Below are 15962 nucleotides of genomic sequence, written 5' to 3'. Positions count from 1 at the left end.
CAGGAATGATTGAAGAATCTGAAGCGGGGGTCCGGAGCACGCCGTTGGCACTCGACCCAGGCGAGCGCCAAAATAAGAGACCGACCCGGCTTGTCAACACGGAAGGCACCGGCTGTGGGCGAGCCGACGCCCGCCCCACCCCGCCGGGCACCTCATGGGCTCGCCTGGCGGGCCCCCGGGCCGCTACTCGGCGAAGCGCACGAGGTTGAGCAGCTGGTTGAAGTCCAGGGGCTTCTCCAGCGTCATGGCCACGCCCTTGCGCAGGCCCTTGTCCTGCACGTTGCCGTCGGCGTTGCCCGTCATGAGGATGACCTGGGTGCTGCGGTGGCGCGGGTCCGCCTTGAGCATCGCGGTGAACTGGATGCCGTCCATGTGGGGCATCCGGTAGTCGCTGATGATGAGCCCCACTTCGTGTCGCTCGAGGATGTCCAGGGCCTGCAAGGCGTCGGCCGCCGAAAACACGGTGTACCCGTGCTTCTCCAGGAACCGGGAGAGCAACGTGCACAACTCGACATCATCATCCACGACCAGAATGTTCACGGACCCTTATGGACTGGGCGAAGAGGCAGGCGGGGGCGGCGGCGGAAGGTAACAGCCGTGAGGTACGTTGACAACGCGCGCAAGGGGTCCGTATGTCGCCCCCCATGAGGAAGCGGACGTCGAAGCGGGGGGCGCCGTTGGACATGGAGACGCGCCGGGGCGAGCTGGAGGCCCTGTTCGAGCGCGGCGCGTTCGCGGAGGCCCTGGCCCGGGCCGAGGCCCTGGTGACCGAGACCCAGGAGCACCCCGAGGCCCTGCACTGGCGCGCGGCGGCCCTGACGGAACTGGGACGCGTGGACGAGGCCCTCGAGGACTACGCCCGCGCCCTGGAGGAAGCCCCGGACGACGTGGACCTCCTGCTCGCCGCGGCCGACTGCCTCATCACCCGGGCGGGCGATGATCGCGAGGCCGTGGAAGACGGGCTCGCCCTGTGCGCCCGGGGCCGCAAGCTGGCCCAGCGCGCCGGAGACACGGAGGTGCTCTTCGAGCTGCTCCTCTTGGAGGGCATTGGATTCAACCAGGTAGGGGAATGTGCGCGCGCCCTGACGAGTCTGGACGCGGCGCTCGCCGAGGTGCCGGGCGCGCTGGAGGCGCTGCTGGAGCGGGCCATCGCCCTGTTCGAGCTGTGCCGCTTCAGCGAGGCCCAGTCGGCCTTCGAGGACATCCTCGCCGACACCGAGGACGAGCCCTGGGCGCACCACTACCTCGGGCTGCTGGCGGAGCGGCGCAGCGACATGAAGGAGGCGCGCCGGCGCTTCGAGCGGGCCCAGGCGCTGTCGCCCGAGGACTTCCCGCCACCGGTGGAGCTGGGGGAGAAGGCCTTCGACCAGGCGGTGGAGGCCGCGGTGAAGGCGCTGCCCGCGCACGTGAAGAAGTACATGGACAACGTGACGCTGGCGGTGGAGGACCTGCCCAAGGACGATGACCTGATGGGCGACACGCCGCCCCTGTCGCCGTGCATCCTCGGCGTGTTCCGCGGCTCGCCGGTGGGCGAGCGCCACAGCATCCTGGGCACCTTCGACCCCTACCCCGCCTCCATCGTGCTCTACCAGAAGAACCTGGAGCGCTTCGCCAAGACGCGCGAGGAGCTCATCGAGCAGATTGGCATCACGGTGATGCACGAGGTCGGCCACCTCATGGGGCTCGACGAGGACGACCTGTGGCAGCGCGGGCTGGACTGAGCGCCCATGCCCGGCCCCACGCCCTCGGATTACGAGCAGGCCGCCCTCGGCGCGATCCAGGCCTGGAAGCGGCCCTCCCCGACCCGGTGGGACCGGGCGATGAAGCTCCTCCACAAGCCGATCGACGCCGCGGGCGACGTCGCGATGAAGGCCCTCGGGGTCGAGTGGGTCGTTGAAAAAGCGTTCGGCGGTTTCATCGGACTGCTGGGGGACGGTGCCGCGCTCACGGTTCGTCCACGGGCCATCCTCGCGGAGTTCGAGCCGCCGGTGGGCAGCCTGGCGGAGCTGGCCGTGGTGGACCTGGAGCACGCGGACCGCGCGATTGGATTCCTCGCGACGAAGTACAAGTCGCTCGCGCTCGCGGGAGGCGCGGCAGCCGGGGCCGCGGGCATGGCCGGTCCGGTGGTGGGAGGCGCCGCGATCGCGGCCGATGTCACCGCGCTCCTGACGCTGAACCTGCGGGCCGTGGGCGAGTACGCGACCTACTACGGCTTCGACATGAGCCGGCAGGAGGAGCGGCTCTTCGCGCTCAACGTGCTCGGACTGGCTTCCTCACCCTCGGACGCGGCGAAAGCCGTGGCGATGTCCCAGCTGGTCAAGATCGCGCGATTGGTGGCCCAGAAGAAGACGTGGCGGGAATTGGAGAAGCACGTCTTCGTCCAGATCGCGCAGCGCATCGCGAAGGCCCTGGCGATTCGCCTCACCAAGGCCAAACTCGCGCAAGTCATCCCGGCGGCGGGGGCCGTGCTCGGGGGAGGCTTCAACGCCCACTACACCGCCAGGGTCTGTGACGCGGCCTACTTCCTGTACCGCGAGCGGTTTCTCGCGCGCAAATACGGGGCCGAACTCATCGAGGCCACAGCAGCGGAGCCTTCGGACTTCGGCAAGGGGTACGAAACCACGTAGCGGACGCCGACGTGTCCGCGGGTCCCCTCCATCGGAATGGAGAGGATCCGCCGTGAGCGCACGAGGAGCCAATGCCCTTGTGTCCGTTCGGGTTTCCGGCGGTAATCGCGCGCGGTAGGACCTCTGGACCTGGTGGCTGGCCCGGTCTTCAAAACCGGTGGGGGGCATGGAGACATGACCCTGGGAGGTTCGATTCCTCTGTCCTACCGACCTGTTTCCCCTCTAAAAATGGGCGTTTGCAGCGGGTGAGCCATCGGACGCAAGTGTTCGCCTGCGTTCGGGGGCGTCCGTTTGATTACGTCCCTTTTACGTCCCTGGTGGTTGCGTCCCCTGCCTTTACGGGCCCTAATTGGGGCGCGCGTTGGGACGGAACGTTGCCGAGCGTGCCCCTGTGCTCTCAGGGAAACAAGCCCGCGCACATCAGCAAGGTATCGGGGGCCGAGAGCCGACAGTCAGGCGGCCGCGATTGGCGCAACCAAGCTGGTCCGCCGCTCTGGACGTACTCGGTACACCGAGCCCGCTGTCCTGGTGAGACACCGGCAATGGGATGGAAGCAATCCCTCCTCCTCCTTGGAGGCCCTCGACACCAACGGACGGTCGGAGCGACAATGTGCTTGGCGCCGTACAGCAGCCGCTCGGAGTGCCGCTGCCTCGAAACGGCGCGGTTGCCAGCCCAGCTCGCAGGTGCCGAGCACCTCAGAGCTGAGCTGCGGAGGGATAATCCTCAAGCTTGAACCGGGGCCGCGTTAGCGCTCCGGTTCTGCATGTCTCCGACTATTTCGCGCAGCTTGCGCAACTCCGCGTAAATCTCCCGTAGGCGAGCCGGGGTTCTCGCCCGAAGCTGCCAAGAGCAACCGGGCAAGCTGGCCGCGCTCCCAGGGAGTTCAGTCGAATCCGGAGGCGTTCGCCGGAGGGGTTAGCCGTCTCGTGCCGGGGCTTGGGAGCAGCGCTGCCAACTTTCAGGCGCTCGACACCCATTTTCCCGGGTGGCAGCCTGCTCCCTTCTTCGTGCCTGTCAGAGTTGGAGGTCCAGCGACGTCTTGCCGTCCGGACGAAAACCCGCACTCTAACGGGCCCGACATGGCGCCCCCCAGCGGAGAGAACGCACGGCATGGTCGAGGACGAGATCGTCGAGCTTTCAGATGTCGGTCAATACGAGCCCCTGACTGTCCGGATCCGTGGTCTCATCCAGACCTACCCGAAGAACGTCGGCATCCTGAAGGAGTTCATCCAGAACGCCGACGATGCGGAAGCCTCCCGGGTCCGGATCATCCTCGATCGGCGCACCTATTCCGGGCCGCTGCCGGTCCCCGAGTTGTCCCTGCTGCAAGGGCCGGCCCTGCTGGTTCACAACGACAAGACCTTCCGGAACGAGGACTTCGCCAACATCCGGCGCATTGGCGACAGCTTGAAGTTACACGAGGAAACGAAGACCGGGCGGTTCGGTCTGGGGTTCAACGCCTGCTACAACGTGACGGACTACCCCTGTCTGCTCTCCCGGGAGCAGCTCATCGTCTTCGATCCTCACGAAAGGATCTTGCGCGGAAAGAAGGTCTCGGGCTTTGGCTACCAGCTGACCCGGGGCCTGTGGGAACGGTGGCCCGGCCTGCTGAAGCCGTTCGAGGCGGCGGGCCTGGAACCCGGACAGCTCTCCTTCGACGGCACCATCTTCCGGCTGCCCCTGCGCACCGCCGAACATCGGAGCAAGATCTGCGAGGAACCGTTCACGGAAGAAGATTGTGACCGGCTCTTCGGACAGCTCGCGGACATGGGAGAGGAGCTCATCCTCTTCCTGAAGCGCGTCCTCTCCATCGACGTGGACGAGCTCTCCCCCGAGGGACACACGCGTCATCGGTGCTCCATCAAGACGCTCGAACCGGAGGCGGTCGACGCCCACCGTCACCTCATCCGGAAGGTCATGGCGCCTCCCTCGGGTGAGGCCGTGCAGCCCATGGAGCGCGTGAGCTATCTGCACCAGGTCCAGGTCGAGGACGAGAAGACGACCCGGACCGCGCTCTGGCGGGTGGTGGGTGGCCTCTACGCGGATACGAAGGGGGAGCTGCGCGCGGCGGCGGAAGCCATGCGCCAGCACGGGCAGAAGGCAATTCCCTGGGCTGGTGCCGCGGCCCGGCTCGAGAGCGGCGCCAATGGATCGCTCGCGGCCAGGAGCATCCCGGGGAAGATCTACTGCGGCCTTCCTCTGGCGGACGGCGACAGCGGCCTTCCCGTTCACATCAATGGCTACTTCGACGTGGACCCGGCCCGCCGGGGATTGACCGCGGACAAGACCCTGCTCGGCAAGGACAAGGCCCGGTACCTCTGGAACCAAGCCCTCCTACGGCATGCGGTGGCTCCCGCGTACGCGGCGCTGATGGCCGCACTGACGACGGACGTCGCGCCCGCCTCCGCGAGCCAGCTCTACGAGCTGTTCCCCAGCCCGGAGAGCACCCTGCCGGAGGTGTTGCGCACGCTGCACCCGCACGTCTACGCTCTCCTGGCCGGGGAGCGCGTCATCCGGTGCGTGGGGCCCTCCGCGCCATGGGCCCCACTCAGGGAGCTCCATCCGCCTCCTCCGGCCTGGGTGCGGAGGCTGCAGGAGCCGCTGCGTGCCAGCGGCATGGCCATCCCGGAGCCACCGCTCCCCGCTCACGTCCTCGACGGCTTCGCGGCGGCGAAGGCACCACCGACGTACCTGACGCCCCAGATGCTCCGGCAGCGCCTGCGCAAGCCGCAGGACGTAGACACCTCGTTGGAGCTGGCGGAGGACCCCGCCTTGCGCCGGCGCGAGTGGGTCCGCGAGCTGCTCGCCTTCTGCCGCTCGGATGAACCGAACGGCCGCGAGCTGATCGGGCTGCCCTTGGCCATCCTCGCCGATGGGCGGCTGCATACGTTCGGCCACTCAAGCCTCTTCCTGGCGGATGAGGCCGAGCGCGCACTCCTTCCCCACCCCCTGTGGTTCCTCGAGGACGCATTCCGCCAGGAGACGGGGCTGACCGAGATTCGCGAGGCACGGCTGTGGGAGATGACCCCCGCGCGGGTCATCTCGGGCGTGAAGGCCGTCCTTCCTGCACTCGGGACGACGTCACCGTGTGCCTGGAACCCCGTGGCCTCCGAGCCGCCGAATACGCGCTGGCTGGCCGGGTTCTACGAATACCTGACGAGCCATCCGGCTGGGGTGCAGTTGCCGGCATTGAAGGAGCTGGCCTTCGTGCCGGACGAGCAGGGGCGCTTCCTGTATCGGCCCGCACGGCCGGACACGCCGCTGCTGCCGAGCGAGGAGCAGGTTGCGGACAAGCGGCTGCGTCATGCGCTCGATGCGTTCAGCATCCCCCGGGTGGGTGGGGGCGAGGCGCTCATGCGTGCCATTCGCGCGTTTACGCAGGTCCAAGGGCAGGACTGCATCCGGCCCTTGAGGGGCCCCGAGCTGATCGAGGCGCTCTCGGCCTACAAGGACTCGTGGACCGAGCGGGCGCGGAGCTACGACCCCGGCGTTCACGACGTCATCCTCGGCCTGCTCTCCCAGGCGGAGACCCTGGAGGCGTTGACTCTCCCCCATATCAAACGGCTGCGTGCCCTCCCCATCTTCCCCCTGGTGGACGATCAGCTGACCTCGCTGGACGTCCCGCAGGTCTACCTGCCCACCGACACCAAGCCTCCGCTGTCCACTGGGAGCATGCGCCTGCTCAAGGCCGGCAAGCCGTGGCAGAAGCTGCTCGTCAAGCTCGGTGTTCCCCGGCTCAGCCGTGATCGGCTGATCCAGGAGGTCCTCCTCCCGCTCCATGCGCAGCTGTCGCCCCCAGAGCAACTACGGGTCCTCACATGGGTGCGCGACAACCTCGAGCGCGCACGCGCCGAGGCCGACAAGGCCGTTCCCCCGGGGGGTCCCGCGCTGCAACGGCTGGTCGCGCAAGCCTCGCTCGTACGAGGGCGTGATGGAGGGCTTCACCCGGCGGCGCGCCTGTACGACCCGACTGTCCCGCTCATCGAGGACGTGCTCGGTGACGCCGCGCTCTTCCCCGACGACCGCGCGACCTACGCCGACTTCGCCCACCAGTGGCGCGGCTTCTTCGCCTCTCTGGGGATGACGTCGGCGCCCAAGCCGCAGGATCTGCTCGGCCATGTGGATCGCTTGGTGCAACGGGCCGCGAATGAGGGGCCGCGAGCCGTGGCGGACGGGCTGCTCCGCGTCTACGACTACATCTCCGAGCGCTGGAGCGAACTCGGCACCGCCACCGTCCAGGACGGGAGGGTGGCCCAGATGCCCCTGGCACAGGCGCTCGCACGCCGCCGCTGGCTTCCGGCTCAGGATGAGCCCGCTTCGCTGAGCCGCTACGCCGCCGCCACCGGCCCCGAGCTCCGCCTCTACGCTCCCTCCGAGCTGTTCCCTCCCTCCCTCGGTCACCTCGTGGCCAGCCAGCGGCCGATCGCCGCGTTCTCGAAAATGCCCTCCGGGTTCCTCACTGCGCTGGGGATGCCCACCTCGGTCCCGCTCGAACTCGTGATGGCGCACTTCGACCATCTGCTGGAGCGCTGGCAGCGGGGGGCCTTGAAGGCCGAGAGGGAAGTCCTCGAAAGCTCGCTCACGGTGATCTACACGCACCTGGGCAGATACGTTTCGGCTCCCGCCCCGGCCGAGATGGCGCGAATCCAGGCGCACTATGCGACCCGCCCGTGTATCTGGGACAAGAGCCGCCAGCGGTTCTGGAAACCACGACACGTCTTCCTCGAGCAGGTGCCATTCTTCGAGCCGCTGCGGGTCCAGCTCCGGCCGGAGTCGGCGATCGACGCGGGCTACGCCGCGCTGGGACGCCCGGAGGTACCGAACCAGGAGGATTACATTTCCTTCCTCGAGGACGTGGCCACGAGCCAGGGCGAGACGCCCCTTCCCTCGACGCTCATGAAGCAGGCCCTGGAGGTGCTCCGCCGCCTGGGCTTGAGCTTCGAAGACACCGCGATGCCGGAGTCGCTGCGCCAACGGTTGTGGGTGCCCGTACAGGGGGCGCGACTCGCACGGGCCACGGAGGTGTTCCGGGATGATGCCTCCTGGTACTCCGGGCGGCTGGTTGCCGGCGCGGTGTCCCTGGTGGCTCCCGATGTCCCCTCGGAGTTGCTCCGCGCAGCGGGCGTGCCGCGCTTGTCCCAGAAGCTTGAGGAGCGGCTCTCCGAGGAACCCCGCGCGTCCACCTCTCAGGAGTTCGTATCCAAGTGCGAGGAGCTGGGGGAGACCCTCCGCTCGCCGGAGCTCACCCGCAGCCTGAGGCGCCTCATCCAGGCGAAGCATGAACGCGACCGAAAGGGAGCCCTAAGCTGGCTCAGCGTCACCCGCGTGTTCCCGGCCGCCCGCCTGCACTCCGCGCTCTGGCTGGGGACGCGGCTCGTGGGAACCTCGGAGGCGGACTTCTACTTCCGGTCAACGGACAGGACGATCTTCCTGAGTGAACAGGAGCCCGAGCTCACGACCTCCTTCCTCGCGAAGGCCATCAACCAGGAGCTCGACGCTGACCAGCGACTCGGCGATCTCCTGGAGCTCAAGATGATTCTCGAGTGCGCTCCGGAGAAGATCGACTCCCTGCTGACACGGCTCAAGGTTCCTCAGCTCGACGATCAGGAGGCTGTCGAGAGCTTCGGGGAGCCACCGCCGCCGGACGACACCGCGCCGCAGGTCCCCCCGGAGTACACGGAGCAGCTTCCGGAGCAGGGCACGGAGGAGTACGCGGAGGAGCCCTTGGTAGACGAGGAGCCGTCCTCCTACGTCGAGGAGGAATCGCCGTCTCCGCCGCCGGAGCCGCGTGTGCGGAACGTCCGTCCCTGGCGCGCCCCCTTCGCGCCCGGGTCCGCCGGCCAGGGCTCCAACCTCAGCCCCCTCCAGGTTGCCCCCCTCCAGGTTGCCGCGGAGGGGGGAGCCACCTTCATCGGCACGGAACACCTGCGGCCCCAGGTGGGTGGCGCCTCGGCGTCCACGGAGGTTCGACCCCCGACGCGGCCTGGCCATGGGCACTCCTTCCGCTCGGACTTCGCACGTCAGGACGGCGCTCCCCAGAATCGCATCGTCACCTACCTCGAGCCGAAGGGCCCCAGAGGCGATGGACCGGGTGATGGCGGAGCCGCGCCCGACTTGTCGGAGCTCCGGCGGGCCGCCCTGGAGCGCGTGCTCGCCTACGAGCGCGAGGCCCAGCGCCAGCCTCGGGTGATGCGAGACGACGCCTTCGGATGCACCGTCGAGTCACAGGACGGAAGCGAGACACGCACCATCGAGGTGAAGGGGATCAACGGGCCGTGGACCGAGGCGGGCATCGGGCTCTCGCAGGGACAGTTCACTCAGGCGTGGACGCTGCGCGAGGACTTCTGGTTGTACGTCGTGGAGCATGCGCGGGATGAAGCGGGCGCCAGGGTGCACCCCATCCATGACCCGGCGAGCCAGGTGGGCCAGTTCCGCCTGGACTCGGGCTGGCGAGGGCTGGCGGTCGCTACTCCCTCCGCGCCAGTTCCCACGCGCCCGGAGGTCGGGGGGCGAATCCTCCTCGAGGACGGCTCGGAGTGGGTGATCGCCTCCGTCCAGGGTGAGGAGCGGGTCCTGCGCCTCCGGCTGACGCAGCCGGAGGGGTCCCCGAAGACCGTGCTCTACCGGTCCGACAAGATGAAGTTGCTGCCGAAGGAGTCCTGAGACGCCATGGCCCAGATGATTCCGCAAAGAACCGAGGCGCAGCTCGACGAGCCCCACTCTCGTGCGGAGGCCCGCTTCTATCGGGCCTGCCGGGATCACCTCGATCCCCGGCTGCTGGTGTTCCACTCCGTTTGTTTCCTCCGGCAGTCCTCGATGCGGGCTCCCGTGGATGGGGAGGCGGACTTCGTCATCTTCGATCCCCAGGGCGGCTTCCTGGTCGTCGAGGTCAAGGGCGGTGGGATCCTTCGCGACCGCCAGGTGGACCAGTGGTACTCGACGAACGAGGCCGGCCACCGCAATGAGATTCATGATCCCATCTGGCAGGCGCGCACGGAGAAGCACGCCATCCTCGAGCAGCTTCTGAAACACCCCCGATGGCTCGGCTCCAATGACCGTATCCTCGCGGGTCACGCGGTGTTCTTCCCGGACGTGGGGGATGTGCGTCCCTTCGTCTGCCCGGAGCTCGCCCCGGAGATGGTGGGAGGGCGGGAGCAGCTCAAGGGTCTGCAGGCCTGGTACGACCGTGTCACCGGCTACTGGACGGGCCAGGATACGCGGTTCCGCCCGCTGGGGACCGATGGCCTGGACGTGGTCAAGAAGCTCTTCAGCGACCCGGTCGAGGCGCGCGCGCTCATGGCCGTCCAGCTCGAGGACGAGGAGCGCAGGCGCATCCGCCTGACGGACGAGCAGTCGCGCCTGTTGCGTTCCCTGGGCGCGCGCAAGCAGGCGCGAATCTGTGGCGGCGCGGGCACCGGGAAGACCGTGCTCGCGTTGGAGCAGGCGCGGCGGCTCGCGCGGGAGGGACGGAGGACGCTCCTGCTCTGTTTGAACCGCCCCCTGGCGGAGTACCTCAAGGCGACAGCGTCGGATGTGCCCGGATTGCTGCCCATGAACTACCACCAGTTGTGCGATTGGGCCGTGAGGGACATCGAGCGGCGCACGGGCCAGAACCTGCTCGAGGAGGCCCGGAGCGCCAACCCAGGGGCGGATGACTTCGCCACGAACTACCCGTACGCGCTCGCCCTGGCCGCCGGGGAGTGGCAGGAGACCTTCGACGCCATCATCGTCGACGAGGGCCAGGACTTCGGTTCCGATTACTGGCTGCCCTTGGAGATGCTCCTCGAGCACTCGAAGGACCCGGTCTTCATGGTCTTCTACGACCAGAACCAGGCGGTCTACCAACGCCTGCAGAAGTGCCCCATCAAGGAAGAGCCGTTCGTCCTGACGAGGAATTGCCGGAACACGCGCTACATCCACGAGGCGGCCTATCGGTACTTCCACGGCGACCCGACCGACCCGTGTGAAATCGACGGTGCTCCGCTCGAAACGATGCTCGCGGACCGTCCCCAGGAGCAGGCCGCGCACATCCACCAGAAGGTCTCACAACTCCTGCGCGAACACCGTGTCTCCCCCGAGGAGATCGTCATCCTCGTGGCCGACAACAAGGCCAAGCGCACCTACTACGATCTGCTGAAGCACCGGCTCCTGCCCAACGGCGTCAAGTGGACCGAGGAGGTGCACCGCACGAAGAACACGGTGCTGATGGACACGGTCCACCGCTACAAGGGATTGGAGGCAGGGGTGCTCTTCGTATGGGGCCTCGACGAGTTGGATCCGCGGAACGACCGCGAGGTCATCTACGTCGCCTTTTCGCGGGCCAAGTCCCGGCTCTACCTGGTGGGCCGAGAGGTGTCCTGCCGGACTTTGATGGCGCCCACGCTTTCGTAACGCCACTCCCGGGGGCGGCCGCGCCCCAACTGCAGGCCCCCGCAGGAGTGCTCTGGTCAGCCCTCCTCGGCCAGGCCCGCGCTCAACGCCCACAACAGGTGCGCGAGGTGCTCGTCGGCCCGATCCGGCCGCATGCTCGGCTCCAACCGCGAGTGCGCGGCGTCATTGCGCAAGAGGATCAACTCGGCCAACAGCGTCAGCGCCATGGGCTCACGACTCACGATGCGTCCCAGCCGGGCCGCCAAAGCAGTCCGCTCGGCCTCCTCGGCGAGGAACAGCGGCAACAACCAGAGCGTGATGGAGCTACCCGCCCCCTGATGCTGTTCGAGCGCCTCGGGCAGTGACTTCAGGTTCTTCAGCGCCCTGCGGAGATGTTCCTCGGAGGTCTTCAGCGCATCCACGAGCCCCACGCGAGCAAGCGCCCCCACGTAGGCGGATCTGCCCGAGACCCAGTGCGCTTGCTGAGTTGCCCGTGCATCATCCTTCGAAGCCCGCCACCGCTCCGCCCAGCGTCGCAGCGCGGGCAACGATTGAAGTGCCAGTACCTGTGCCAGCCGCTCGATGGCGTGTCCGTAGGCATCGACGGCCTGGCGGACGAACCCTGGCCGCTGTTGCCACAACAGCAGCCAGCGGTGTGCATCGCGCAGCAAGTCCTTGAGCTGTGGGTCTCCCCATCCCAGGAAGAAGTCCTCGGCCCCCGGGAGCTTCGTCCTCCACCCGGAGCGGTGCCGGTCGACGAGCGCCTCAAGCGAGTCCATGTCCTTGATGTTCGCGAGCTGGAGCACCCAAGAGTGGTCGACCCGTACCTCCCGCTGCAACTGCTCTATCCGCCGCCACGTGCCCGGCAGGTGCTCTTGGATCCATCCCCCCAGGAGTGGAGAAATCGGGCGCACACCGTCCAGCTCCGGGACCCATTGGGGCTCGTGGAAGATGAGCGTGGTGCGGCCTGTCAGACCCGGGAGAATCTCCAGCAGCGCCCAGCAGGTCCGCGTCTGCTGCACCACCGTGGGCTTCTTCCCCTGCTGCTCCCAGTCCACGAGCAGCGAGGTCACACGTGGCCCACGCTCCGCGTCCATGGCACCGACCGAGAGTGGTTGCCAGTCCCCAGGAGCCCCCGTTGAGCGGCCCTCGTCGTGCTCGACCTTCACGAGGCGTGACATCCCGAACCGGACGGCCCGCCGCAGCAGCTCCGGAATACCGTCGGGCAACTCGGGCTGAATGCCGCTCTCATCCAAGAAGAGTTCCTGGTGGCCACCAGGCTCCTTCCTCACCTGACGGGGAGCATGACCGGGCAGAAGCTCGGGGATGACGGCCTCCCGATGGGGACAGAGCGCCACCCACCCCACCTCCGGGTCCTCCAGCCCGTCCATGGGCTCGGGCGGTGCCATCCAGCGCGGGACATCCCCGGGTTGCTCGTGGACCCGGTCCATCGCCTGCAACGTGCGCAGGGCCGAGGTGACCACTTCCACCGGCATGTCCCCGAGCATCTCAGCCAGCTCGGCGTCTGTCCGGGGGATCAGCCCGACAAGCTGGAGGATGGTCGACTCGAGGGGGTCCAGCGAGCGCGGTCGCGAGAAGCGGGCCACGACACGAATCCACCGCGAGGGCAATTCCACCCAGACACTGCGGGGCTGGAGCTGGTTCAAGTCCATGAGCGCACCTCTGAAGCGAGGACGATGTTCGGGGAAGGCAGCTCGACGCTCTGGATTTGAAGCAGACCGAACACCTTCCGCCACGGCGGCTCTCCTCGCCCGTGCTGCTCCGCCGCGAGCGTCTCCGAGTCGCCGAGGATGATGACCTGGGACTGCGCACGCGAGATGGCCACGTTGGCCGAGCTCTGATCCTTGAGGAAGCCGATCTTCCGCTGCCGCGTACTCTTTGTCGTGGCGATGAGGACCAGCGGAAACTCGCGCCCCTGGGAGCTCTGGACGGTGGTGATCTCCACGGCCTCCCTCAGCCAGGAGGGCTTGCTCAGGAGGCGCTCCTCCAGGCGCTGCCGCTGCCGCTTGTAGAACGCGAGCACCGCGATGGGAACCGCCCCGTGCTTCTCACGCAAGGCGCTGAGTTTCTCGCGCGGAATCGACTCCAGGAGTTTGAAGATCACCTCCTCCTCGTACCCGTTCTCCTCGTTGCAGTCGCACTCCTTGTCAGGCCGATCCTTCGTGTCCACCCACACGGTGGGTTGATTGCCGAAGAGCCCCAGGTCGAGCTTGCGCTCCTCGGCCCGCGGGCCCTCCCAGTGGTGCCGGAGCACGACCTCGGGCTCATAGAAGGCCCTTGAGACTAGGCGGCCGATCTCCTCGTGCATCCGGAACTGCTTGTCGAGCGCGATGAAGTTCTCCTTCGGCAGCCGCTGCCGGAGCCAGTCGAAGAGGGAGGACCCCATGTCGACACGCTCCTGGAGTCCGCTATCGAGCTGCCGCCAGATCTGCTCCTCGACATACGGAGGCAGCTGCCGGTGGTCTCCCACCAGGATGACGTGTCGCCCGAGCGCCATGGGAATCAACACGTCGATCCCCGCCCGCGCGGCCTCATCCACGATGACGACGTCGTAGAAGTCATCCTCCGCGTCGAGCGTGTCGGCGGCCTTTTGACAGGTCGCGGCGGAGATGGGCGCGTACGTGGACTGAAGCGTATGAAAGAGGCGGGGATCCTCCTCCAACGCGCGGATCCACTGGTCGAGTACGACCTCCTCCCGCCGCATCAGCTCCGTCAGCTGCCCGGAGATCAGCCGAAGCGCCTCCTCGCACCACAGCAGGCCCTCACGCTCAAGGGAGTGCAGCACCTCCTCGTGCACCGTGGGCGTACTCGCGGCGGGCGGGGAGGGATCAGAAGGGAGGACCTCCATCCGGACTAACTCGGCCGCGCGCGCGTGCAACGCTTGGCTCCAGCCGCTCCCACGATTCACCGCCTGCTCGATGCGGGGCTTCAGCGAGAGCCAGGCATCCGCCTGGAGGAGCAACTCCTCGGAGAGGGTCTCCTGGCTGCTCAAGACGGCCTCCCGCGCCGCCTCGAGCTCCCCGAGGGGTGCCAGCAGGGCCGTCGGACTCGCGCCGGGTCCGGGGAGCGGAACCTGAACAAGCCGCTGGAGCGCGGCGCTCACCGCGGCGCTCCCCTCGTCCCGAGCCGGTGCGCACTCCGCCGCGCTCCGGAGCGCCTCGAGCCGACCCAGCAGCGCCTGGAGTTCCTGGAGGTGGCTGCCGGTCAACAGCCGCTCGAGCCCCATCTCCACCAACTCGGCCAGGCGCGGCATCGCCTGCTCCACGCCGCTGTCGAGGATGGCCCGCCGAGCGAGGACGAGCCGATCCCGGAGCTCCCTCTGCGCTTGAATGAGCTGGAAGGTCACGCTGCCCGCGATCCGCGCCCGGGCCTTTCTGGCGATGTCCTGACCGCGCCGGGCACTCTGCTCCTCAAGCGAGGTTTGCTCCTGTTTCTCCGCCGTCACCACGCGAACCACCATGCCGTCCAGGCGGCGGAAGGCGTTCTTCACGGCATCGTTGTGGGCTCCCGCGATCAGGACCCGGAAGGGCCCCACCCCCTCCTGGCGCTCTCCATAACGGGCCCGGAGCTCGTGCACGAGCTCCACGATGACCTCCGTCTTTCCCGTGCCCGGGGGTCCCTGGATGAGCAACAGCGCGGGCAGCTTCGCGGCCTTGGCGACCGCCTCGGCCTGCCGCTCCTCCAGCGACTTCTTGCGATTTTTCCGGAGAAATGTCTCCAGCTTCGCGGTGACGGGCTGAACCCTTGAGGGGTCGAGCAGGTGCTCCAGGAGCCGGGGGCTGGCGAACTTTCCGCTCCGTAGCCGCTCGAGAACCTTGGCGCGGCGCTTGCGCGCGGACGCGGACCCCTGGTTCTCCCGGACCAGGATGCGCCCCAGGGTCGGCGGCCGATCCGACTCCGATTCGAAGCGCAGGCGCGCGAAGAGCCGTCCCTCGTCCTTGCGCTCGAGAAAGCGCTCAAGGATCGCCAGCCGCGGAGGCTCGTTTCCAGCCATGGCGGCGACCTGCACGTCGATGCCGAGATTGCCGCCCATGCGCCCTCGCTCTCCGAGCCACTGCTCGGCGGCCGTGGCATTGACAATCGCCACGTCGAAGCTCTCGGAGTCCGCGATCTCCATCTCGTTGAACTCCAGAGGCGCTTCGCCGCGACGCTCGAAGAGTTCCTGGTCCCGCGCATACTCGAGCCCCTCGTACTGCAGCCACGCGCGCAGGAGCTCCTGGGTCGGTGGCACCAGCGCGGTCAGGTCCGAGCGCGGCCCGGTCGACTCGGAGACGGTGAGCACCGGCTCGCGTTGCAGGGAGATGAGCCGCCCGGCATGCAGCTCGACTCCTCCCTTGGCTGGCTGGATGGCCTCCACGACCAGCCACTGCTGCCCCGGGACCCCGTCGATCCGCACCACGAGGCGACGTCGGTCATCGAGGACGAGCTCAAGCCGCGGAGCCCCCCGCTCTGACTCCAGCGACAGCAGGGGCGCATCCACCACGAGCGTGGGCGCTCCGCCACATTCGAAGGTCAACGCCCCCCGGATTCCCCCCAACACCCGCTGACGCTCCGTGTCCGGCAGGCTCCCCCAGAGAGCCTCCGGGAAAACAATCCCGACGGTGCCCTCGAGGGAGGCCGGCAGGGAGGTCTGCACCAGCTCCAGCTCACCGGCCCACGAATCCGTGCGGTCCGCCTCCTTCTCGAGCCGGATGCGGAAGGCCACTGGAGGGCTGGCCTGCCGGAGGGCCTGCCGCACCTCGCGCACGAGGGCCGGATTCGGAAACGAGAGCGGCACATGCTTGCCTTCCACCAGAAGGGTGAGCCGGGGACCGTCCACCACCTGGCCCCAGCGGTGGAGCCTTTCACGGTCCGCGGGAGGGAGCTCACTCGCCGGGCAACGGACGGGCCAGGAGCGGGTAAAGCCGATGGTCCAATGCAGGAAGTTGCGATGGTGGTTCACG

The 15962-nt window shown here is 68.0% G+C and carries 7 protein-coding genes and 1 tRNA gene; 5 read left to right on the top strand and 3 right to left on the bottom strand.

The window, feature by feature from the left end:
* Positions 1 to 183: 183 nt before the first annotated feature.
* The gene (locus I3V78_RS19555; RefSeq protein ID WP_204489980.1) at positions 184 to 540 is read right to left on the bottom strand and encodes a response regulator; all 357 of its coding nucleotides are present in this window, start codon (positions 538 to 540) and stop codon (positions 184 to 186) included.
* Between the two features lie 104 nt (positions 541 to 644).
* On the opposite strand from I3V78_RS19555, the gene I3V78_RS19550 reads away from it, so the two are divergent.
* From I3V78_RS19550 to I3V78_RS19530, 5 genes are all read left to right on the top strand, one after another.
* The gene (locus I3V78_RS19550) at positions 645 to 1721 is read left to right on the top strand and encodes a metallopeptidase family protein (RefSeq protein WP_239576493.1); all 1077 of its coding nucleotides are present in this window, start codon (positions 645 to 647) and stop codon (positions 1719 to 1721) included.
* A 6-nt stretch (positions 1722 to 1727) separates the two neighbouring features.
* Entirely contained in the window at positions 1728 to 2627 is a 900-nt protein-coding gene (locus I3V78_RS19545; protein ID WP_204489978.1) for an EcsC family protein, read from the top strand.
* A 113-nt stretch (positions 2628 to 2740) separates the two neighbouring features.
* Positions 2741 to 2836, top strand: a tRNA-Sec gene (locus I3V78_RS19540).
* A 902-nt stretch (positions 2837 to 3738) separates the two neighbouring features.
* The gene (locus tag I3V78_RS19535) at positions 3739 to 9291 is read left to right on the top strand and encodes a protein NO VEIN domain-containing protein (RefSeq protein ID WP_204489977.1); all 5553 of its coding nucleotides are present in this window, start codon (positions 3739 to 3741) and stop codon (positions 9289 to 9291) included.
* Between the two features lie 6 nt (positions 9292 to 9297).
* Positions 9298 to 11019, top strand: coding sequence for an ATP-binding domain-containing protein (locus I3V78_RS19530; RefSeq protein ID WP_204489976.1), 1722 nt, complete (start codon positions 9298 to 9300; stop codon positions 11017 to 11019).
* Positions 11020 to 11075: 56 nt separating this feature from the next.
* On the opposite strand, the gene I3V78_RS19525 is transcribed toward I3V78_RS19530, so the two are convergent.
* Both I3V78_RS19525 and I3V78_RS19520 read right to left on the bottom strand, forming a co-directional pair.
* Complete coding sequence (locus tag I3V78_RS19525; protein WP_204489975.1) at positions 11076 to 12671, bottom strand: hypothetical protein; 1596 nt, start codon at positions 12669 to 12671, stop codon at positions 11076 to 11078.
* Positions 12662 to 15961 (bottom strand): AAA domain-containing protein, encoded by a 3300-nt coding sequence (locus tag I3V78_RS19520; RefSeq protein WP_204489974.1) that lies wholly within the window; start codon positions 15959 to 15961, stop codon positions 12662 to 12664. Before I3V78_RS19520 ends, I3V78_RS19525 begins: the two co-directional genes overlap by 10 nt.
* Between the last annotated feature and the right edge of the window lies 1 nt (position 15962).

This window comes from Archangium primigenium, from assembly GCF_016904885.1.
In the GTDB taxonomy this organism is placed as follows: Bacteria; Myxococcota; Myxococcia; order Myxococcales; family Myxococcaceae; genus Cystobacter; species Cystobacter primigenius.
Note: the sequence above shows the minus strand (reverse complement) of the source record. Positions and strands in the feature narration are given on the sequence as shown.